Here is a 22,548-nt window from a genome sequence, read left to right on the forward strand (position 1 = left end):
TAACAATCAACACACCCGATCCCGGCCAGCTTGTTTTGCCTGATATAGCGCAGTGTCAGCTGCCGCAATCAGCAAATCGGCGTTGGCATAGCTACTGTCACTGGTCGAGGCCACCCCCGCCGAAAAACTGCACTGAAACAATTGTTCGGCAGCACTAAACTGTAGCTGGCGAAAGGCCTGTAAAATTTGCGCCGTTAATTGCCGTGCCTGCTCGCTACTGCAATCCGGTAATACCAGCATAAACTCCTCGCCGCCATAGCGACCGGCTTTGTCCGTCTTGCGGATCCTTTTACGTAGCATCGTTGCCAGAGCAGTAATAACAATATCGCCGGTAGCATGACCATAACGGTCATTGACTGATTTAAAGAAATCAATATCCAGCATCACGACACTTAGCGGCTTGCCAGACCGTTCAGCACGCTCCAGCTCCAGCGCGGCCACTTCTTTAATGGCACTGTGTTTAATTAAAGCGGTCAGGCCATCTTTTTCAATAAGCTGCCGGATCTGCAGGCTGCGCCTGAGCCGCACTTTAATCGCTTGCGCCAACTCCGCATCAGCGATTGGCTTGGTCAGGAAATCATCTGCACCCTGTGCCATCGCCTTAATTTGCAAAAACTTATTTGCCTCGGACGATAAAAAGACGATCGGCAGGCGTTTTAGCGACTGATACTGGCGTAATACCCCCGCCAGTTCAGTACCCGAATAATCGGGCATATAGATATCCATCAACACCAGATCCGGTTGAAAGCTTAACAGCTCATGCACGATATTCCGCACATTCTGCATGATCCGGGTTTCAATACCGACTGAGTTCAGTACCAACGCATAGTGTTCCGCCAACAACCGGTCGTCATCGACGATAAAAACACGGCCATGATAGCCATTCGCCTGCTCGACCAGCTCGGACAAGGTCGCAATCATATTGGGCACATCAATAGAGGACACAAAAAAGGCTTCGGCACGCAGTTGCGCGGCCTTGATCCTGAGTTCGAAATTATCCTCAGTAGCAAACACCATCAAGCGCCCGCCTTGCTGCGATAAGCGCTCCAGTAGCAGGCGTTGTTTAAATAAGGATTGCCCATCCAGATTAATGGCACTAAATAACACCGCCGGACATTCCAGCTCCAGCGCCTTCAGGCAGCTGTCGTAGTCGTGGAACTCTCGTATTTGATGGCCAAAGGCCGACAGCTGAGTAATCAGCTCCTTGCTGAGCTGTGCTGTGCCAAGTAATAACCAGATCGCATTTTGTAACCGGACCTCGACGGCCTGATTATTTTGTAAGGCTGCGCGTTGCTGTAAGGCTCCGCCCACCGCCTGCAGAAAGTCCTGTAACGCATATTCCAGCGTTTGTCTGGCCTGACGTTGCTGTGCTGCCGGTTTAGCTTCGACTGTTCGGGCCAATTGCTCGAGGATCCGCGCTTGTCCACCCAGGTTATGGAAACCAAAGGTGCCGCAGGCTCCTGCCAGCTTATGTGCCTCATAAATTAACTGTTGTAAATCATTCTCCGCCAGCTCATCACTGTTAACCAAAGCCCGCATTGCCGCAGCCCGCGCCGGCAGAGCCTGCTCAAACCGCTGTCGTACCTGAGCAAAGGCTGTACTTAAATCGGCTTTATGTTTTGAAATGTCAGTCATCAATCATCACTTATCGGCATTCACTGCCGGTAACGTAAAATAAAACAAGGTGCCCTGCCCGGCGGCAGACTGAAATCCGATCTCGCCACCCATTTGTTCAATCAAGGCCTTGCATATGGCCAGCCCCAGGCCAGTCCCACCTTTTTGCCGGCGTTGCTCAGTATCGGCCTGCGCAAAACGCTCAAAAATCCGTGCCTGAAACGCTTCCGGGATGCCGAGTCCATTGTCTTCGACTTCAATCCGAATGTGCTCCGCCAGCGGCTTAGCACGCAGTTGCACCCGGCTGTTGGGTTTGGAAAACTTAATCGCATTTGATAATAAATTGGCCAGCGTTTGTTGTAAACGCAGGCTGTCGGCCCACAGCTGCAGACCAGATTCAACCGGCGTGACCTCTAATTGCACCTGATATTGTGCGGCGAAAGGCTCCAACTCATGCACCGCCTGAGCTAGCTGTGCCTGTACCTGCAATGGCTGGCGTAAAAACGGCATTTTGCCGGCAACCAGTTTTTCCATATCCAGCAAATCGTTAATCAGATGCGCCAGACGCTCACTATTTTGCTGTGCCGCCACTAGCAACTTTTGTGACGCGGCAGGCAAAACACCAAGCTGGCCGGAATTGACCAAACTCAGCGCGCCTTTAATCACCGTTAATGGCGTGCGTAACTCATGGCTGACAGTGGCAATAAACTCATCCTTTAGCTGCTGTAACTGCACCCGCTCGGTTATATCCTGCACTGAACCGACCATAATACGCTCCTGATTATCGGCATCCGTTACGATACGTGCCCGCTCATGCACCCAGCGGATACTGCCATCCGGCCGGATAATCCGGTGACTGACATCATGAATGCCACTGATTAAGGCTTGTTGTTCACTTAGTGCCACCTTTTGCCGGTCATCCGGATGCAGGGTACTTTTAAACAGCGCCACACTGGGGGTGGTATTGGCTTCATCAAAACCAAAGATTTGAAAAATGGCAGGCGACCACCACAGTTCACCGGTTTTCAATGAAGCCTGCCAGAAGCCGATCAGAGCCAGCTCACTGGCGGTATCCAACCGCTCGCGGGCCAGTTGCAACTGCTGATTGGCCTGCTGCAGCGCCAAAAAACTCTGTTTAGAGGCAGTGATATCCTGAATATAGCCATGCCAGAGCACACTGCCATCCGGCATCGCTTCCGGTGTCGCATTACCCGCCATCCAAGCCACTTTCCCATTCAGATCTTTGACCCGGTATTCATGGCGCCACTCCAGCAGCTGCTGCCTGGAGTGTTCAATACTACTCGCCAGTCCTGCCAGGTCCTCTTCGTGGATCGCTGCAAAGACCGGCGTCGCATCGGCCTTTACCTGCTCTGGTGTTACGCCGTAGATCCGCTTTAAAGCTGCGCTGGCATAGGGAAAGGCGGCTCGGCCATCCGGCCATTGCTGGTATTGATACACCACACCAGGTAAGTGTGCGGTCAGATTCAATAACTGCTGTTTCAACTGCTTCTCAGCATTAATATCCAGAATAAAACCATCCAGATAGCGTACCTGTCCGGTGTCGTCATATTCCGCCTGACCACGTTCCTCAACCCAGCGCAGACTGCCATCACGGTGTTGCACCCGGTATTGCAGGGTCCAGCTATGTCGCTGCGCTATCGCCTGAGCAACCGCCTGCTCCAACCGCTCACGATCTGGTGGGTAAATCACACTGGCGTAACTGCGCAGCTTATTCTGAATAAAGTCGCTGGCTGGGTAACCTGATAACGGATCGATACTGCCGCTGATATAGAGCATGGTCCAGTTCGGGTCGGCCTGACAACGGTAGGTAATACCCGGGATATTATTAACCAGCGCCTGATATTGATCCCGACTGGCTTTGAGTTCCTGCTCGGCCTGCTCCTGCAAGCGGTCGATAATCTCCTGTTCTACTGCATCGGCAAAGTCACGCAGGTTCTGCCGCTGTTGCGGCGTGAGTTGCCGCGGCTCAGGGGCAATTAAACACAGGGTGCCAATGCGCTGCTGATTGATGGTCAGCGGCGCACCTGCATAGAAACGGATAAAAGGCGCAGCTGTCACCAACGGGTTATCGGCAAAACTTGGGTCGAGCCGGGCGTCGCTGATTTCAAATAGCTGATCAGTTAAAATCGCATGGCCACAAAAGGAGATATCTCTTGGCGTTTCACAAGCCTCCAGGCCCTGACGGGACTTAAACCATTGCCGCTGCTCATCAATCAACGAGATCAATACGATCGGACAATCCAGACATTGCTGAACCAGGCGGGTTAAACGGTCAAAGCGGGGCTCAGCCGCCGTATCTAATAGCTTTAACGCCTGTAAAGCCTGCAAACGTTGCGCTTCGTTAGCTGGCGTTATCGGTGCTTGCATAGTGTCGGCTCTAACTGTCTGCTGCCGGCCTGCTCAGATACTGCTGTAACTGCTGGCCAAGCGTAAGGGGATCAAAGGGCTTTTCCAGCACCGCTATGGCGCCGGCATTCAGATACTGTTGCTTTTCGGCGTCCTGCAACCTGGCAGTCATAAACACCGCTGGCACGGCAGCCAAACCGGGCAAACGTCGTAACGCCGCCAGGGTTTGCAAGCCATCCATCTGCGGCATCATCACATCGAGCAGCATCAGATCGGGTTGAAACGCCTGTGCCAGACTAAGCGCCATAGCACCTGAGTCACAGCTACATAACTGAAAACCGCTAAGCTGCACCAAAGCGATTTCGGTCACCGCCCGGATATCCTCATCGTCCTCAACGTGTAAAATGCGCATCCTCTGTTCCCGTAATAAGCTGCGATTGCAGTGAGTTAGCACTCAGCATCTGATAGTTCATCTAACAAGTAAAGTAGATGTTGATACTCGACGCCACTGTGCCGGCTTAAGCCAATTTCACAGGTGCGGCTGCTGGATACCCCCCGTGAGCACTTACTTACCTGCCGCGCTAAATCAGACAATGCTGACGCATTAAGCTCCGGTAAGAAAAAGCCCTTGTCACCGGCAAAACCACAGCAGCTGATGCCCTCGGGGATCACCAGCTGTGCAGTGCAGGCGGCGGCCAGTTCAGTCAGCTTGCGGCCCTGCCCCAACTGCTGCGCGCTGCAACTGATATGCAGCGCCAGTGGCGCGGCCTGTTTATTCAGCTTTAGCTTAGGCAGAACCTTGTCATAGATAAAGTCAATACTATCAAACAGCTGTAATCTCGGATCTAAGGCTTCGCGTAAAGTTAAGCTGCAGGGGCTGCTATCGCAAAACACTGCAATCCGGCCCTGCTCACTGTGCTGCATTAACCACTGATGCAATTGTTGCTGCATTTGTTTCGCAGCAGCAAATTGCCCCTTGGACTGAAACGGCATGCCACAGCATTGCTGCGCCAGTTTTGGCGGCTGAAATAATTGATAACCGGCTTTTTGTAGTAAGTTGGCACTTACCTCAGCCAGACTGCGCGGGTCCTGACTATGCTGCTGTGGCCCCAGTACCCGGCCACTGCAGCTGCCAAAGTATAATACCGGTATTAAGCCTGAGCCCTGCTCCGGCTGATCCGGCAACTGAAAGGCGCGGGCCGCAGTAGGCATTGCCTGATGCCAAATTGGCATGGCCGCGCCAAACACGCGGGCGCCAAGCTGGCCGATGTTAAGCGCGGCGCGCCCTAGGCTGCTAATAACACTAAACTTACTGGCAGCAAAGTTGGCCAGCCCATGAAAACGCTGATTAGCACGGCCACGCAGTTGCCGCGTCAGATCGCCGGTATTAATGCCCACCGGACAGGCCGTGCTGCACAGGCCACAGGCGGCACAGGTATCGGTGCCGGCATACTGATAAGCTTGCTGCAATGCAGTTAAGCGCGCGCTATCCTCGCCACTTTGCTGCAGTTGAGAGATTTCACGCTGTGCTACTATGCGTTGGCGCGGCGTTAACGTTAGCTTACGCGAGGGACAAACCGGCTCACAAAAGCCACATTCAATACATTTATCGACCAAAGGATCCGCCGCCGGCAGCGCTTTCAGATGCTTTAGATGCAGCTGACTATCGCGGCTTAGCACCACCTCAGGGTTAAGGATATGCTGCGGATCCAATAGCTGCTTAATCCGCCACATCAGCTGGTATGCCTCAGTACCCCACTCCAGCTCCACAAAGGGTGCCATATTACGGCCGGTGCCATGCTCAGCCTTTAAAGCGCCACCAAATTCTACTGCCACCAGCTGCGCCACCTCACGCATAAAATCGGCATAACGCTGGATCTCGGCGGCGCTGTTAAAACTCTGGGTAAACACAAAATGCAGATTGCCCTCCAGCGCATGCCCGAAAATAATGGCCTCGTGATAGCCAAAACAGTCAAACAGCTGCTGTAAAGCTAATACCCCCTCGGCCAGCCGTGGTAGTGGGAAGGTAACATCTTCAATGATCACCGTGGTGCCGGTTTCACGTACCGCGCCGACCGCCGGAAAAGTGCCTTTGCGGATCGCCCACAGTTGCTCACAGACTGCCGGCTCGCGGGTAAAATCCACTTTTTGTTCCAGCTCAAAGGCCGCCAGTTGCTGCTGTATTTGTGCCAACTGGCGTTCCAGCTGCGGCACTGTGGCGGCGCGACTCTCAATTAACAGCGCCGCAGCCCCCTCTGACAAGGTCGCCACCCAGGCCGGCAAGCCGGCTTTATGTTGCACCGAGCGTAAACTACGCCGGTCCAGCAGCTCAACAGCCGCCACCGGCGTGTCTTTTAGCAAGGTTACCGCCTGACAGCAGCTGGCAATATCCGGGAACACATAGAGTGCGCTGGCTTTATGCGGATGTTCCGGCACCGTCTGGTAGGTAACACTGCTAATAAAGCCGAGGCAGCCTTCTGATCCCACCATTAAGTGGCTTAAGATATCGATAGGATCGCTAAACTCCGTCAGAGCATTTAGCGAAAAGCCCATGGTATTTTTTAAGCGGTATTTATGGCGGATCTTGGCCAGCAGTTCGGGATTGTTACACGTTTGCTGAGCCAGGGCGCTAAGCTCGGCTAACAGTGGCGCATGGGACTGCCGAAAGGCCGCGACACTTGCTGCATCTTCCGTATCCAACACCGTGCCGTCAGCGAGCACCAAACGCATACCGTGCAGGGTATTAAAGCTGTTTTGCGCGGTACCACAGCACATGCCGCTGGCATTATTGGCGACGATGCCGCCAATTTTGCAGCTGTTAATCGATGCCGGATCCGGGCCAATCTTGCGGCCATAAGACGCCAGCCATTGATTCGCCTGCGCGCCTATCACCCCGGGAGCAAGCCGGATCCGTTCACCGAGCTCAAAAATCTGATATTGCTGCCAGTTTTCGCCCAGCACCAACAGCACCGAATCCGTCACTGCCTGACCGGATAAACTGGTGCCCGCCGCGCGAAAGGTTAGTGGTACCTGATACTGACCTGCCAGCTTTAATAAAGCGATTACTTCCTGTTCGCTTTCAACCCTGAGTACCAACTTCGGCGTTAACCGATAAAAACTGGCGTCAGTGCCAAAGGCCAGCGTGCTGAGCGGATCATCGAAATAGCGCTCAGCAGGAATAAGCTGTTGTACGGCGTGCAGAAACTGCGGCTGCATATCAACCTCAAAGTATGGCGGCTGGTAAGCAGCAAAGATCGCGCTGCTGCCAACGGTTACAGGCTTGGCAGCAGCTTAATCGGTTCGGCGGCAATTAGCAAAACTGCGGCAGCTCACCTAAAACAAAAAATCTGTCGCCAGAAAATGCGAGGCGCGCTGCTGGATAATCTGTTTTACAAAGCCGACATCCGGATCCTGATACTTGGTCGCGACCAGTGTTGGCGTGGAAAACTGCCGCAGCGCGTCCACGACCGATAAGGTGCCCTCGGCGGAGTCTTTGCGGCCGTTAAACGGAAAGCTATCCGGCCCGCGCTGACACTGAGCGTTAATATTGATCCGGCCGACCTGATTGGCAAAAATATCGACCAGCTCACCGACCTGTCGCGGATCCTGCCCAAAGATACTCAGCTGCTGGCCAAAGTTGGAGTTCACCACGTAGTCAATCACCTCGTCGATGCTGTCAAAAGGCACCACTGGCACCAGCGGACCGAACTGCTCTTCCTGATAGAGCCGCATCTTGGCGTTCACCGGATACAGCACCGCCGGCTTAAATAAGGAGCCGGCACTGGCACCACCCTGGGCATTTTGTACCTGGGCGCCGTTGGCGATTGCATCTTCGAGTAAGGCGCTAAGAAAAGCCGTTTTACCGGGTTCTGGCAACGGTGTGATCTGTACACCCGCTTGCCAGGGCATGCCCAACTGCAACTGATCTACCGCCTGGCTTAGCGCTTTGACAAAAGCCGCCGCCAAGGGCCGTTCGACAAACAGAATTTTTAGTGCGGTACAGCGCTGACCGTTAAACGACAAGGCGCCGGCGACGACTTCAGCGACAGTGCGCTTTAAGTCGGCATCCGCGAGAATAATGCCGGGATTTTTCGCATCTAACCCCAGTACAGCGCGCAGCCGGTGCGGCTTAGGGTGCATCCGTTTTAAATCGCTGGCGCCTTTGTTAGTGCCGATAAAGGCAAACAGATCGATCTTGCCGCTTTCCATCAGCACCCCGACGGTTTCCCGGCCGCGACCATAAATAATATTAATCACCCCGGGTGGAAAGCTTTGCGCAAAGGCGCGTAGCAACGGCTGGATCAGCAGCACACCATATTTCGCCGGTTTAAAGATCACGGTATTGCCCATAATCAGTGCCGGGATCAACGTAGTAAAGGTTTCATTGAGCGGGTAGTTAAAGGGCCCCATACACAGCGCCACCCCAACCGGGACACGGCGGATCTTACCCAGTGCGCCCTGTTCGATAATAAAATGGCTGGCGTCCCGATCCTGCTGCTTCAGGGCAGCGATGGTATCGCGGATATAATCGCAGGTGCGGTCAAACTCTTTGGCCGCATCCGGATAATTCTTACCAATTTCCCACATCAGCAACCGGATCACCTCCGCGCGTTGCTGCTGCATCAGGCCTAAAAAGGTTTCAACATGCCGGATCCGTTCCAGTACCGGCATGCTCGGCCAGGTGCCACGGCCCAGATCATAGGCCTTAACGGCGCCATCCAATGCCTGCAATGCCGCCTCGGCATCCAGCAGCGGCGTATAACCCAGTAATACCGGTGTCAGGGTATCGCCATGGCGCAGCTGTACCGGGCTGATTACCGGGCTAAGCTCGCCTGGCCAGCTAACCAGCTCACCATTTAACAGATAGTCGCGTTGCTCCAGTAGCTGCTGCTGGGCAAACTCTGCCGGGATCTCCGCCGCTTGCGGAAACAATGTCGTTATACTCATACCTTACTCCCATTCAATTAAAGTTTGCCTGGTTGTAGGGATACTGTCTGATCGATCAGATCTTATTGTTAGCGGGCGGGTTTACCCGCCACAATATTGTTGTTATCGAAATTGCGATGGCCGGTTCTTAGCCCAAAAGCCATTAAAATGTTCTTTGCCAACAATGGCACCGGTATGCTCCACCACAAAGCCCGCCAGCCGCGCCGCAAATTTTACCGCCTGCGCCGGCGCAATACCGCCCAGCCGGGCCGCCAGATAACCGCCGTTAAAGGAATCGCCGGCCGCTGTAGTATCCACCACTTTTTTGACCGGATATGCCAGGGCGCTGAAATCCTGGCCCTGATAACGGCCACTGATGCCGTCCTTGCCGTTTTTCACCACGATCTCTTCCACACCAAGGGCGGAAAGCTGTGCTACCACCTCTTCGGTGCAGGTGGCGGCAAATAACACCTTATGATCATCCAGCCCCGGCAGGGCCACATCAGCCAGCGCATAGGCACGCAAAAATGCTGCTTTTGCCGCTTCGGCTGTTGGCCACAGCGCCGGGCGGTAGTTCGGGTCAAAGATGATCCGGCTGCCGCTGGCTTTTAACTCTGCCACCAGCGCAAACAGCGCTTCGCGGTCGCTGTCATTCAAAATGGCCAGCGTGATACCGGAGAAGAAAAACATCTCAGCTCCCGTTAGCTCCGCCAACCGCTGTTGACCGCTCGCCAGTTGCAGTACCTGTTTCGCTGCCGACGTATCACGCCAGTACACAAAGCTGCGCTCACCAAAGGCATCGGTATTAATCATATACAGGCCGGGGCGCGCGGTTTTGCTGCGCAGTATCAGCTGGGTATCAATTTTTTCGCGCTCCACCGCCCGCACCAGCTTGTCGCTGATCAGATCGGTACCGACCGCGGTAAAAAACTGCACCTCTACAGGTTGCTCAGCGCACCGTTTCAGATAAACAGCGGTATTAAACACATCGCCGGCAAAGGCCTGGTGATAGACATTTTCCACCAGCTGAAACAGCTCCACCATGCACTCGCCCATAATGACAATACGTTTGCTCATGGTCTTTCTCCTATGCCGCCTGTTTTAATTGCCGGGCCAGGCTACAAGCCTGGTGCGACAATGCCGTGATCTGTGCCCAGTCGCCACTGGCAATGGCGCTGGCCGGTGAGATCCAGGAGCCGCCAACTACAAACACGTTTGGCAACGCCAGATATTCAGCCAGATTTTGCTGGCTGATGCCGCCGGTCGGACAGAACCGGACCTGCTGAAAAATACTGCTCAGTGCCTTTAACATGGCGCTGCCACCGGATAAATTGGCCGGAAAAAATTTCAGTTCACGAATGCCCATTTCCAGTGCCAGCGCAATTTCAGAAGGAGTCGATACCCCCGGCGCCAGCGCCAGCCCGGTATCCAGCATGGCCTGTAACAATTTTGGTGTGCTGGCCGGGCTCACCAGAAACTGCGCACCGGCGTCTTTTGCTGCCTGGGCATCCGCCGCCGATAAAATGGTACCGGCGCCCACCAACAGCTCAGGTAAGGCAATGCGAATAGCACTGATACAATCCAACGCTTTTGGCGTGCGCAGTACCACCTCGACCGAACCGATACCGCCTTGCTGCATCGCCTTAGCAATAGCTACTGCAGTGCTTGGTACCTCAGCCTGAATAATGGGTAATAAGGCTGGGCCTTGTAAAATGTGAGATAACGCCGACATTAGACTACTCCGCGCGCCACTGGCTGTTCGGATACCAGGGGCGTCAGTTGTTGATAGGCCACAGTCACGGCCCGGATAAAGGTATTTTGCTTTGGTAGCTCAGTGCCGAACACGGCTTCAATCGCCAGAAACTGGGCGACATCGTGCTGCGCATCACCATTACAGACTGAGGCTGCCGCAGTCAGGCTGCTGGCTAAGGGGTCGACCAGCGGCTGACCTTCTGCCAACCGGCGGCGGATAAATAAGAACCAGGCTGCCAGACAAAAGCTCAGTTTGCTGATGCTGCGCCCGGCTGCCAGGTTATCGCGGATCACCGGCAGAATACGCATCGGCATTTTTTGCGATCCATCCCAGGCAATTTGCGCCAGCAGATGGCGGATTGCCGGGTTTTCAAAGCGGGCAAAAATCGCCTGGCTATACTGCTGAATATCCAGCTCAGCCGGTGCGGTAAAAGATGGCATAATTTCCTGCTGCACCATCTGTTGCAGTAAATTCAGCAGCGTTTTATCCTGCATGGCGTCATACACGGTTTCATACCCCAACAGATAACCGATATAGGCCAGCGTCGAGTGCGGAGCATTTAATAACCGTAACTTGGCTTTTTCAAAGGCGCTGACATCGGCGGCATAGATCACCCCGGCTTGCTGCCAGGCTGGCCGCTCTGCCGGTAAAATATCTTCAATCACCCACTGCACAAAGGCTTCGCGTTTAATCGGCCAGTTGTCGTTAACGCCCAGTACCCCCGCGACCTGAGCGCGTAGCGCAGCGTCGGTTGCCGGCGTAATACTGTCGACCATGGTACAGGGGCTGATCAGTTGCTGCTCCAGCCAGTTAGCCAGGGCCGGCGCCTTTTGCGCCGCAAAGCCAATCAGCGCCTTGCGTAGCTTATGACCGTTATCGGTCAGGTTATCGCAACTGAGTACGCAAAACGGCGCCACATTCTTGGCATAGCGGGCTGCTAAGGCGGCAACCAGCAAGCCGATAGCGGTGACCGCCGGTTGCCCGCCGCTCAGATCCTGCTGAATTTGCGGATGCTGTAAATCCAGTTCGCCCTGCGCATTCAGGCAATAGCCTTTTTCGGTAATCGTCAGGGTGACATAGCGGGTCGCTGCGTCGCTGAGTCGTGCCAGTACACTCTGATACTGCTCACTGGCAATCAGCACTTCCTGCACACTGCCAATCACCTGATAACGGGTGTCGCTATCCAGTACTGCCAGCGTATAGAGCCCGTCCTGCGGGGTCAGCGCCTGACTGACATCCGGCGAGCGCATCGAGACCGCACTGATCGCCCAGTCACCACCTTGCTGCAGTGCCAAGTCAGTGTAATAGGCCTGATGGCCGCGGAAAAACGCGCCGGGCCCCAGATGCACTATGCCGATACCGGGTTGCTGTGGTGCCAGCCGGTAGGCGGGTAGTGGCAGTTTGCCGGCCAAACTGGCAAGGGTGTTATTGCTTAATAATGTCATAGTTTGCCTGCTGTTCGCGTTAAGCCTGATGACGGTATGCCGGCAAGTGCCTGCCACCGTCACCCTGAGTTAGGCGGTGCTATTACTTCAGCTGATAAGCCTGTTTCACCAGGCCATAAGTCAGCTGGTAGGCCAACTCGGCTGCTTCTGCTTCGGTCAGGCGGTGCACGGCCACTAAGCCAGCCAGGAAGCGGCAGTCAATACGCCGCGCCACATCATGCCGGGCCGGGATCGAGAAGAAAGCCCGGGTATCGTCATTAAAACCGACAGTGTTATAGAAACCAGCCGTTTCGGTAACCTGATGCCGGAAGCGCAGCATGCCCTCCGGGCTATCATGGAACCACCAGGCCGGGCCCAGCTTTAACGCCGGATAATGGCCAGCCAATGGCGCCAGCTCGCGGGCATAGGTGGTTTCATCCAGCGTAAACAGAATGATGTTTAAGCTGGCTTCGTTGCCATATTTTTGCAGCAGTGGTTTCAGGTTACTGACAAACTCGGTCGGACTTGGAATATCAGCGCCTTTATCGGGCCCAAAACGCTCAAAGATCACCTGATTATGGTTACGGTGCGCGCCGGGATGAATTTGCATCGTCATGCCATCTTCCAGGCTCATGCCGGCCATCTCGGTTAGCATCTGGCCACGGAATAACTCGGTTTCTGCAGGCGTTGCAGTACCGGCCAGACAACGCTGAAACAAGGCTGCGGCCTCACTTGCCGGTAAATCAGCGGTAATAGCCGACGGATGACCATGGTCGGTTGCCGTCGCGCCATGTTCACGGAAAAAAGCCCGTCTTTTTCGCAGTGCCGCCAGATAACCCGGCCAGCTTTGCGTATCTTCGCCGGTTAATTGCCCCAGTTTGGCGACGTTAGCGGAAAAATCCGCACGATCAGCATCGACCACATCGTCCGGCCGGAAGGTGGTAATCACTTTATGCTCATAGCCGGTGCCTTTTAGTTTGGCATGGTGGCGCAGGTCATTCAGTGCCCCTTCGGTGGTGGCAATCAGCTCGATATTAAAGCGATCCAGTAAGGCGCGCGGCTTAAATTCCGGTTTTACCAGCTGGGCATTGATACTGTCGTAATAGTGATCAGCGGTCTCTTCGCTCAGCGCGACCTTAAGGCCAAACACATCGTGAAACACGCTGTCCAGCCAGATCCGCGATGGCGTGCCGCGAAACAGATAATAGTGCTTGGCAAAAATACGGAAGATTTTACGGTAATCAGTTTCTACCGCCACGCCGTCCTTACGCCGAATCCCCAACTCTTCCAGTTTGATCCCCTGACTATACAGCATGCGGAACACATAGTGATCCGGCAGCAGCAGCAAGGTCGTGGCGTTATCAAAGTTGGCATCGTCGGCAAACCAACGCGGATCAGTATGACCATGCGGGCTGACAATGGGCAGATCCTTGATTTGCTGATACAGCCGGCGGGCAATATCGCGTACCAGCGGATCGGATGGGAATAAGCGGTCCGGATGTAAGGTTAAAGGCGTGGTCTGAGCCATAATTAAGATCCTGTAAGCATACTGACTGCGGCCTGGCCGCAGCATAGGTTAAAGCGTGACACCGTTCTTCCAGATAGCGATTTCACGGTTGTCAGAAATTTCGTTGCGGGTGCGCTCGCCCGAGGCCACCGCCAGCAAATAACGGAAAAATTGCCCGGTAAACTGCTGCGCATCCTGCCCGACCTGCAACAACTGGCCGGCGTCATAGTCAATCCATTGCGGCTTACGCGCCGCCAGATTGGAATTCGATGCGATCTTGACGGTGGGTGCCGGGAAGCCCAGCGGTGTGCCACGACCGGTAGTAAACAGCAGTAAGGTGGCACCGGCTGCCGTTAGCGCCGTCGAGGACACCGCATCATTTCCCGGCCCTTCCAGCAAGGTCAGACCGGCGGCATGCGCTTGTTCGCCGTAACGGATAATTTGCTGCACCACGGCAGAGCCGCCTTTTTGAATGGCACCAAGCGACTTTTCTTCCAATGTGGTCAAACCGCCGTCTTTATTGCCCGGGCTCGGGTTCTCATACACCGGTTGCTGGTTGTCGATAAAGTACTGTTTAAAGTCATTGACCAGCCTGACCAGATCGGCAAACACCTGCTGATTGGCGGCACGGGCCATAAACACCTGCTCGGCGCCAAACATTTCCGGGGTTTCAGTCAGCACCACCTTGCCGCCAGCCGCGGCCAGCAAATCGGCGGTACGTCCTACCAGGGCGTTAGCTGTCAGGCCGCTAAAACCATCTGAACCACCGCATTTCATGCCCAGTACCAGCTCTGATACCGGACAGGTCGAGCGCTGGTCGTTGGCCATCAATTGCAGTAATTCCCCCACTGCAGCCAGGCCCTGCTCCACTTCATCTTCAACCTGCTGGGCATTAAAGGCGCGGATGCGGCTGCTATCAACATCGGGGCAAGCTTGCAGCAGCCTGGCCAACTGATTGTTCTCGCAGCCAAGTCCCAGGATCAGCACCGCACCGGCGTTTGGATGTTGGATCAGGCCGGCCAGTAACTGGCGGGTATGATCAAGATCATCGCCCAGTTGCGAGCAACCAAAAGGGTGGGTAAAAGCATGAATACCGTCGATATTTTTAAGTGCCAACAAATCGGCATAGTGCTGACGCGCCTGCTCGGCGACCCGCATTGCCGCGCGGTTGACACAGCCCACCGTATTGATGATCCACAGCTCATTGCGGGTACCCACCTTACCGTTGCTGCGCCGGTAACCCTGAAAGCTTTGCGGCAAGTCAGCCGGAAAACTCAGCGCCGGTGCCTGACAGCCGGTATAGCTGTATTCAATGGTGCCACTCAGTGCTGTCGCCAGATTGTGCGAGTGCACATGCTCACCAGCGGCAATCGGCTGGGTGGCACGGCCAATCGCAAAACCGTATTTCAGCACCGGCTCACCGGCCGCAATTGCCGTCAGCGCCAGCTTATGCCCGGCCGGTACTGCGGTTTGCGCGCTAAGATGTGAAAACGGCGCCGGTAACGGCTCGCCCGCCTGCAGCGCTTGCAACGCCACCAGCACATTATCGCGCTGGTGCACCTGCAATACCGCCAGCTGGGCTGCACTGCTTTGTTCCGGTAAACGGATACTGCATCCGGCTTGCTGCTCTGTTGTCATCTGTTGTTACCTGTGTTGCGCCAACCTTGTCTAGCGGTGGCAATAAAAACAAAAAATTAAATGCTAATCGCCCGGCCGTTCAGGCTGACGTCTAACTGATCAATACCAGCAATGTTTTCCAACACGCCCAGCGCCGCTGTATTGTTAAACTGCACATGATGCAGGGTAACGCCGCTGATTGGCGCCCGTTCGAAGCCGCGCAGCTCAAAAGCCCGCTGCGCCTTTTGCACTGTCAGATTACTGATATGTAAATTCTTAACCTGTGGCATAAAGTTGCCGGCATCGCCCTCTTCGTAGAAGAAGTTAATCACGATAGCGTCGCGCACTTCACCAATCTCGATATCCCGGATATAGACGTTTTCAATCAGGCCACCACGGACCGAGTTGGTTTTGATCCGGATACCACGCGCCAGATTAGGGCTACTCATCCGACAACGGCGGGCAAAGATATTACGGGCACCGCCGGAGATTTCACTGCCCATCACCACACCACCATGACCCGCGCGCATAATACAATCCTGGATCACCACGTTTTGTACCGGTGTTGCCAGTCGACGGCCGTCATTGTTGCGGCCGGATTTCAGGGCGATACAGTCATCGCCGGTATCAAACAGGCAGTTTTCAATCAGCACTCTGTTGCAGGATTCCGGGTTACAGCCATCCGAGTTCGGGCCATAGCTGATGCAATTGACATTACGCACTATCACATCTTCCGATAACACCGGATTGATTAACCAGAACGGCGAATTACGGATGGTCACCCCTTCAATCAATACCCGCTTACAGCCATAGGGTTGAATAAAAGGGGGTCGTAAAAAGTTTTCGTTAAACACCCGCTCACTGACCGGTACGCCGCGTTCGGCCATCTCAAACAGCGGTGAGCGGGTTTTCACTTGATCAACACTGGCATCATAATCCCAGTTGCGACGCTCCCAATGACCTTTCCACGGCCACCAGGCGTCTACCGCACCATTGCCCTCAAGAATGCCATTGCCCGTCAGCGCAATATTTTCCTGCTGATAGGCATAGATCAGCGGCGAATAACCCATTAACTCAACGCCTTCCCAGCGGGTCATCACATAAGGCAGGTAATGCTCGCGATCGGTATAGAACGACAGCACAGTGTCATCAGCCAGATGTAAATTGACGTTCGATTTCAGATGAATCGCACCGGTTTCAAAACGGCCGCCCGGGATCAGTACCCGGCCACCGCCGGCAGCAGCACAGGCAGCAATAGCCGCAGCAATGGCAGCCGTATTATCAAAGCCGGCTTTAGCTGCAGCGCCAAAATCAGTAATTGAGAAGCTGCGATCCGGAAACGTAACCGGCTTGATGGCAGCAATAATCTGATCGGCCTGCTGCCACTGCCGCAAGTCGTCGGCGTCTTTGGCACTAACAGGCAGTGCAGTAACGCTCTGGCAACCACTGACGCTTAACAGACCAAGACTGGCCGAGGCGGCGGTAAAAAGTTTCAGGCTGTTACGTTTCTTCAAATCTGTCATCTTGTATCCTTTGTTGTTGGCAACAGGGAACAATGCCTACTGCGTACGTCGAGGCGGTCGCTCGACAATTACCGGGGTCTGGTTGTTATAATAACCAATTTGCCACCGGTGGCAAGCATTTCACTAAAAAAATTGCCACCGTTGGCAACTTTTTTAGTGCAGCTTAAAAAAACCGTTTAACCGGGTGCCCTGGCATGACGTGGCATGGCCGTCTCAGTTGCGGCAGCCGAGCCTTGGCAAGGGCCGGTTGACTCCCGCACTACCAGGGTTGGCGCCACCTTGGCTGCCACATTTAATGCCGCTTTATGGTTTTGTTCGATCGACATAATCATCTTCGTCGTCGCCAACAGCGCCATTTGTCGCACCGGGCGGCGAATGGTTGTCAGGGCCGGAGTCACCCGCGACGCCAGCATATTGTCATCGAAACCGGCAACCGACAGCTCATCCGGTACCTTGATGCCAAGGCTATACGCCACCTTTAATACGCCGGCTGCCATCTGGTCATTATTGGCGAAGATCGCGGTCGGGCGCTCGTCGCGCTGCAATAACTGCCGGGCACATTCGATGCCGGTTTCAAAGCTGTTATTGCCCTCCAGGATCATCTGCGGCGGGATCTTTACCCCATAGGCTGATAAGCCAAGCTGAAATCCTTCCATCCGCTCAGTCGAGGATTTATAACGCTGCGGACCACTGATAAAGGCAATCTTCTCATGGCCCAGCTGCGCAAAGTAGCGCGCCATTTCGGCCGCAGCCGCGCGGTCATCCGATACCACGATATGCTCCTGACTATCCAGTGCCACTGAGCTAAGCCGGACATAGGGGCTGCCAGACTCTTTTAAGGCGCTGGCCAGGGTTTCCGACTCTGATACCGGCGGCAATACGATCACCCCGTCCAGCTTGGAGCGGCGCATAAAACGCAGACAATCATTGACCAGGGTTTCACTCTGATAACGACAGGGATGCACGACCAGCTCATAGCCAAGCGTCGAGCAGACCTCCAGCACGCCGCGCTGGACATCATCCAGATACAGGGCGTCCGGGTTATCATAAATCAGCCCCAGCAAATAAGAGCGGCTGGATGCCAGGCCACGCGCCTGGGCGTTGGGGGCATACTTCAGCTCGTTAATCACCTTCTCAACTTTTAAGCGGGTACTTTCCCCCACGCTCAGTGAGCCATTGATCACTCTTGAGACGGTGCGTTTCGACACACCGGCAATCCGGGCGACATCATTGATGGTTGACTGTTTCTGCATAAGGTTACTCATTTCGCATTCCGGATTATTTCTGATTGGCAGCCAGTTGTGGCCGGTATACGGTTAATCCAATATCGATAGCCGCTTTCTTCACTTTCGCCGCAACCTCAGTGATATTTTGTCGCGGGAACATGCTGGCCGGCGCCGTTACCGACACCGCGGCGACGACTATACCGCGCTCATCGCGGATCGGGGCCGCTAAACAGCGCACATCCGGATGATACTCTAAATCATCCGTTGCATAACCCCGGCCTAATATGCGTTGCAATTCTACCCTAAGTTCAGGGCAACTCACGATACTTTGTGGTGTTTGGGCGCGAAACAGACCCTGAGCCGCCAATTCAGGCAGCGCATCAAAATGTAAAAACGCCAGAAACAGTTTACCTGCTGCTGAGCAATTAAAATAAGCCAGCGTGCCCGGCCTTGCTGCCAGCCGCAGTGGGTTTGGGCAATCACAGACTTCAGTGATCAGTGCCCCCTCGGCATGCGGCAGCACCAATTGCACACTCATGCCGGTGGCCAGTGTCAGGCGCTGTAAAAAGGGCAAGGCTTCGCGACTCAGTTTCGAGGTGCTGACTAACTGACAGCTCATCTTAAACAGCGCCGCGCCTACCAGATAGCGCTTACCGTGTTTTTCCAGCAAGTGCTGCTGACACAGCGTCTGTAAAATGCGAAAGGTGGTCGTGCGTGGCACCGCCAGCCGTTGCTCCAGCTCAGTTAAGCTTAAACCTTGCTCCGATTCGGCTACCAGGGCCAAGACCCGGCAGGCATTAGCCAGATTAGGGATCACATAACTACCCATCGCAATGCTCCTTCGTTTTTTTTACAACCCAAACAGGGCCGGTAAAAACTCGCTGATTGCCGGAATGTAGGTTACCAGCATCAGTACCACAAACATCGCCAGATATAGCGGCAACATCGGCCGGATAATTTCTTCAATCCGGGTTTTGGCAATGGCACAGCTGACAAAGAGCACACTGCCAACCGGCGGCGATACCAGACCAATCGACAGATTCAACACCATCATAATGCCAAAGTGCAGCGGGCTCATACCCAGCTCAACCGCCACCGGTAAAAAGATTGGGGTAAAGATCAACACCGCCGGCGTCATATCCATAAAGGCACCGACAATCAATAAAATCAGGTTAATCATCAGCAGGATCAACAAAGGGTTCTCGCTGATGGTCAGCATCGCCGCGCTGATGGTTTGCGGAATTTGCTCATAAGACAAAATCCACGACATCGCTGAAGAGGTCGCAATTAACGCCAGCACTATGGCCGTGGTTTCGGCCGCTTTCATTAAAATACCCGACAGCTCACTGACTTTCACTTCGCGGTACAGGCCAACAGCGAGAATCAGCGAGTAGATCACAGCGATGGCACCGGCCTCAGTGGCGGTAAAAATGCCACCGATAATGCCGCCAATCACCAGGAAAATCATAAACAGGCTGGGTAAGGCAGCCGCCACTTTCTGCGCCACTAATTTCAGCGGCAAACGGGCACCGACCGGATAGCCTTTTAACTTCGCATAGCCGGCACATACCAGCATCAGCGACACGCCGAGCAAAATGCCGGGTAAATAGCCGGCCACAAAGAGCGCGGCAATCGATACCCCGCCACTGGCAATGGCATAGACAATCAGAATATTGCTCGGCGGAATTAACATGCCGGTGGTTGCCGCAGAGGCGGTTACGGCGGCACTGAAATTAACGTCATAACCCTGCTTTTTCATCTCTGGCAGCATAAAGCTGCCGATAGCCGAAGTGGCGGCTACCGCCGAGCCGGAGATGGCACCAAAGAACATACAGGACACCACATTAACCAGTGCCAGGCCGCCCGGCAACATGCCGATCAGTGCCATGGCGCATTCAATCAGCCGCTTGGCAATGCCGCCGCGCCCCATAATCAAACCGGACAAAATAAAAAACGGAATCGCCAGTAACGCGAAGCTGTTAATCCCACCGGCCATCCGCTGCGCCATCGTCGTAACCGCCGGCATAAAGTCGATACTGATCAACATGGTGGCCAGCGTTGCCAACCCGATACAGAACGAAATAGGGACATTGAGCAGTAGCAGTGAGAAAAAGACCAGCAACAGAACCAGAATTGAGATTTCCATTAGTGCAGCCCCTCGACTTGTGGCATTGGCTGTCGCAGCGCCAGATGATATAGCTGGCAGCAGCCATAAAACGCAATAAGTAAGCCTGATAGCGGGATCACGCTGTAGATATAGGCCATCTTAATTCCCAGTGCTGCTGACATCTGATTTAACTCAAAGGTCAGCGCCATCAGATTACCGCCCCCCACCACCATCACCGCCAGCGCAAACAGCACTACCGCGCTGGTCAGCAGCATATTCAACCGCCGCTGTAACTCAGCGTCAAAGCGCCGGGTCACAATATCCAGCCCCAGATGTACACCGGTGCGATAGGCCAGTGCTGCGCCGATCATGCCAATCCAAATCAGCAAGCAACGCGACAATTCTTCGGTGACCGAGCTTGGGCTTTGCAGCAGATAACGCGATACCACCTGCCAGCTGACTACCAGTACAATGCTGAGCATCAGCAGCGCCAGAAACCACTTCAGCACCGTATCAACCCAGAACAATAATTTAGTCATCCTTTACCTCCGGGCTAACCTCACGCATGGCCGCAATTTGTTCCAGCAAGGGGCCGATACGGGTTTGCAGCATTTGCTGATAGAAGGGCGCAACCGCCTGACGGAAGGGTTCTTTATCCGGGTAAATAACCGTCACCCCTGCGGCTTTAACGGCATTAAGCGCCTCTTCCGACGCTTGTTGCCAGGCAGCACGCTGATAGACAATCGAATCGTTGGCGGCCTGCTGCACCCATTGCTGCTGCTCTGGTGTCAGATCCTGCCAGACATGCAGGCTCATAATCAGCACATCCGGTACCGCGGTGTGTTCATCCAGCGAGAAATATTTACTCAGCTCATAGTGACGGGATAAATAGAAACTGGGCGGATTATTCTCGGCGCCGTCCACCACCCCCTGTTGGATGGCAGTGTAAAGCTCACCCCAGTCAATCGGGGTAGCGGCGCCGCCAAGTGCTTCCACCATCCGCACGGCGGTTTGGCTGTTAAGCACCCGGAATTTTTTACCGCGTAAATCGGCCGGGCTGTCGATACGGGTATTACTGGAATAAAAACTGCGACTGCCGGCATCGTAATAACCCAGGCCATACAGGCGGGCAACCTGGATCTCCTGCAGCAAGCCCTGACCGATCTCACTTTCCAATACCCGCCAGAAATGCGCATTATCGTCAAAAATATAGGGCACACTGAACACCTGCATCGCCGGCACAAAACCTTCCAGCGGGCTGGCCGACACCTTGGTCATCGCCAGACTGCCGATCTGCAGCAACTCAACCAGCTCCCGCTCGTTACCGAGCTGACCACCACTGTAGATCTCAATCCGCATACTGCCGCCGGAGTATTCCGCCAGCCGCTCGCCCATCAGTGCCATGGCTTTATGCACCACATGCTCCTGATCCAGCGTATGCGCCAGCCTCAGCACCTTAACCTCCTGCTCCGGCTGACAGGCGCTTAGCAGCAAACTGGCCGCTGCCGCCAGCACCCAGCGCATCCGGCCTTGCTGTGTTCGTTTCTTCATACTGTTACCCTGTTAATCATATGCTGGCTACTGTGGTAGCCGGTCGGCCGGTCTGTGCCGGCCTGACGTTGGCTGCTGCCATTAACGCATGGCGCTGGCCGGAAACTTATCCATATCGTGATAATCCAGATTTTCACCGGCCATACCCCAGATAAAGGCATAGTTGCTGGTACCGCAGCCGCTGTGAATCGACCAGGCCGGCGACACCACCGCCTGCTCATTGGCGACCCAAATATGCCGGGTTTGCTGTGGCTGGCCCATAAAGTGGCAAACGCCCTGCTCCGGCGCTAAATCAAAGTAAAAGTAGGCTTCCATCCGGCGGTCATGCTGGTGCGCCGGCATGGTATTCCAGACACTGCCGGGCTTTAATACCGTCAGCCCCATTTGCAGCTGACAGGTCTCTACCACATCATTAATCATTAATTGGTGGATCGCCCGTTCATTCGATGTCGCCTGGGCCCCCATTTGCAGTACAGTACAGTTATCCATAGTCAGATGCTTGGTCGGATAGCTGTGATGTGCCGGCGCAGAGTTCAGATAAAACTTAGCCGGGGTAGTGGCGTTGTCACTGTAAAAACTAACCTGCCGTGCGCCCATCCCCACATAGAGCGCTTCCTTGTTTTGCAGCGGATAACGCTGGCCATCAACTTCAACCACGCCACTGCCGCCGACGTTAATAATGCCAAGCTCGCGGCGCTGTAAAAAATAGTCGGCTTTTAACGCTGCTACTGTCTCAAGTTGTACCGGACCGGCCACCGGCACCGCACTGCCGACAATAACCCGCTCGTAATGGGTATAGCAAAGTACCAGCTGGTCAGGCTGCATCAGGTTATCGACCAGAAAATGCTGCCGCAGCTGCTCGGTATCGTAACGCTTTACATCATCCGGGTGGGTTGGATAACGGCTTTCAAAAATTACGCTCATCATTAGTCC

Annotated in this window: 17 protein-coding genes; all 17 read right to left on the minus strand. The window is 54.5% G+C overall.

Annotated features, from left to right (window positions below; all coding sequences use genetic code 11):
* Nucleotides 1-6: 6 nt before the first annotated feature.
* Nucleotides 7-1,635, minus strand: a complete 1,629-nt coding sequence (locus AJE_RS04880) for a diguanylate cyclase (RefSeq protein ID WP_008949919.1) — start codon at nucleotides 1,633-1,635, stop codon at nucleotides 7-9.
* A 6-nt stretch (nucleotides 1,636-1,641) separates the two neighbouring features.
* Entirely contained in the window at nucleotides 1,642-4,002 is a 2,361-nt protein-coding gene (locus tag AJE_RS04885) for a PAS domain-containing protein (protein ID WP_008949920.1), read from the minus strand.
* Between the two features lie 10 nt (nucleotides 4,003-4,012).
* Nucleotides 4,013-4,393: a response regulator gene (locus tag AJE_RS04890; RefSeq protein ID WP_008949921.1), complete on the minus strand. Its 381-nt coding sequence runs from the start codon at nucleotides 4,391-4,393 to the stop codon at nucleotides 4,013-4,015.
* 35 nt (nucleotides 4,394-4,428) lie between these two features.
* Complete coding sequence (locus tag AJE_RS04895) at nucleotides 4,429-7,197, minus strand: FAD-binding and (Fe-S)-binding domain-containing protein (protein ID WP_008949922.1); 2,769 nt, start codon at nucleotides 7,195-7,197, stop codon at nucleotides 4,429-4,431.
* A gap of 117 nt (nucleotides 7,198-7,314) precedes the next feature.
* Nucleotides 7,315-8,928 (minus strand): NADP-dependent glyceraldehyde-3-phosphate dehydrogenase, encoded by a 1,614-nt coding sequence (locus AJE_RS04900; RefSeq protein WP_008949923.1) that lies wholly within the window; start codon nucleotides 8,926-8,928, stop codon nucleotides 7,315-7,317.
* A gap of 102 nt (nucleotides 8,929-9,030) precedes the next feature.
* Nucleotides 9,031-9,984 (minus strand): sugar kinase, encoded by a 954-nt coding sequence (locus AJE_RS04905; protein ID WP_008949924.1) that lies wholly within the window; start codon nucleotides 9,982-9,984, stop codon nucleotides 9,031-9,033.
* 10 nt (nucleotides 9,985-9,994) lie between these two features.
* Nucleotides 9,995-10,639 carry a bifunctional 4-hydroxy-2-oxoglutarate aldolase/2-dehydro-3-deoxy-phosphogluconate aldolase gene (eda, locus tag AJE_RS04910; protein ID WP_008949925.1) on the minus strand — a complete coding sequence of 215 codons (645 nt, stop codon included), beginning with the start codon at nucleotides 10,637-10,639 and terminating at the stop codon, nucleotides 9,995-9,997.
* A complete protein-coding gene (locus tag AJE_RS04915; protein WP_008949926.1) occupies nucleotides 10,639-12,105 on the minus strand; it encodes a mannitol dehydrogenase family protein in 1,467 nt (488 codons plus the stop codon). The genes eda and AJE_RS04915 overlap by 1 nt, the downstream gene beginning before the upstream one ends.
* 82 nt (nucleotides 12,106-12,187) lie before the next feature.
* A complete protein-coding gene (uxaC, locus tag AJE_RS04920) occupies nucleotides 12,188-13,612 on the minus strand; it encodes a glucuronate isomerase (protein WP_008949927.1) in 1,425 nt (474 codons plus the stop codon).
* A gap of 48 nt (nucleotides 13,613-13,660) precedes the next feature.
* Nucleotides 13,661-15,229 (minus strand): UxaA family hydrolase, encoded by a 1,569-nt coding sequence (locus AJE_RS04925; RefSeq protein ID WP_008949928.1) that lies wholly within the window; start codon nucleotides 15,227-15,229, stop codon nucleotides 13,661-13,663.
* A 56-nt stretch (nucleotides 15,230-15,285) separates the two neighbouring features.
* On the minus strand, nucleotides 15,286-16,731 hold the full coding sequence (locus AJE_RS04930; RefSeq protein ID WP_008949929.1) for a glycoside hydrolase family 28 protein: 1,446 nt from the start codon (nucleotides 16,729-16,731) through the stop codon (nucleotides 15,286-15,288).
* Nucleotides 16,732-16,907: 176 nt separating this feature from the next.
* A complete protein-coding gene (locus tag AJE_RS04935) occupies nucleotides 16,908-17,996 on the minus strand; it encodes a LacI family DNA-binding transcriptional regulator (protein ID WP_008949930.1) in 1,089 nt (362 codons plus the stop codon).
* Nucleotides 17,997-18,009: 13 nt separating this feature from the next.
* Nucleotides 18,010-18,786: an IclR family transcriptional regulator gene (locus AJE_RS04940; RefSeq protein ID WP_008949931.1), complete on the minus strand. Its 777-nt coding sequence runs from the start codon at nucleotides 18,784-18,786 to the stop codon at nucleotides 18,010-18,012.
* Between the two features lie 21 nt (nucleotides 18,787-18,807).
* Entirely contained in the window at nucleotides 18,808-20,103 is a 1,296-nt protein-coding gene (locus AJE_RS04945; RefSeq protein WP_008608819.1) for a TRAP transporter large permease, read from the minus strand.
* On the minus strand, nucleotides 20,103-20,603 hold the full coding sequence (locus AJE_RS04950; protein ID WP_008608820.1) for a TRAP transporter small permease: 501 nt from the start codon (nucleotides 20,601-20,603) through the stop codon (nucleotides 20,103-20,105). Before AJE_RS04950 ends, AJE_RS04945 begins: the two co-directional genes overlap by 1 nt.
* Complete coding sequence (locus tag AJE_RS04955; protein WP_008949932.1) at nucleotides 20,596-21,615, minus strand: TRAP transporter substrate-binding protein; 1,020 nt, start codon at nucleotides 21,613-21,615, stop codon at nucleotides 20,596-20,598. Before AJE_RS04955 ends, AJE_RS04950 begins: the two co-directional genes overlap by 8 nt.
* Nucleotides 21,616-21,696: 81 nt before the next feature.
* The gene (gene kduI, locus AJE_RS04960) at nucleotides 21,697-22,539 is read right to left on the minus strand and encodes a 5-dehydro-4-deoxy-D-glucuronate isomerase (protein WP_008949933.1); all 843 of its coding nucleotides are present in this window, start codon (nucleotides 22,537-22,539) and stop codon (nucleotides 21,697-21,699) included.
* Nucleotides 22,540-22,548: the final 9 nt, after the last annotated feature.

The sequence above is a fragment of the Alishewanella jeotgali KCTC 22429 genome, from assembly GCF_000245735.1.
Lineage (GTDB): Bacteria > Pseudomonadota > Gammaproteobacteria > Enterobacterales > Alteromonadaceae > Alishewanella > Alishewanella jeotgali.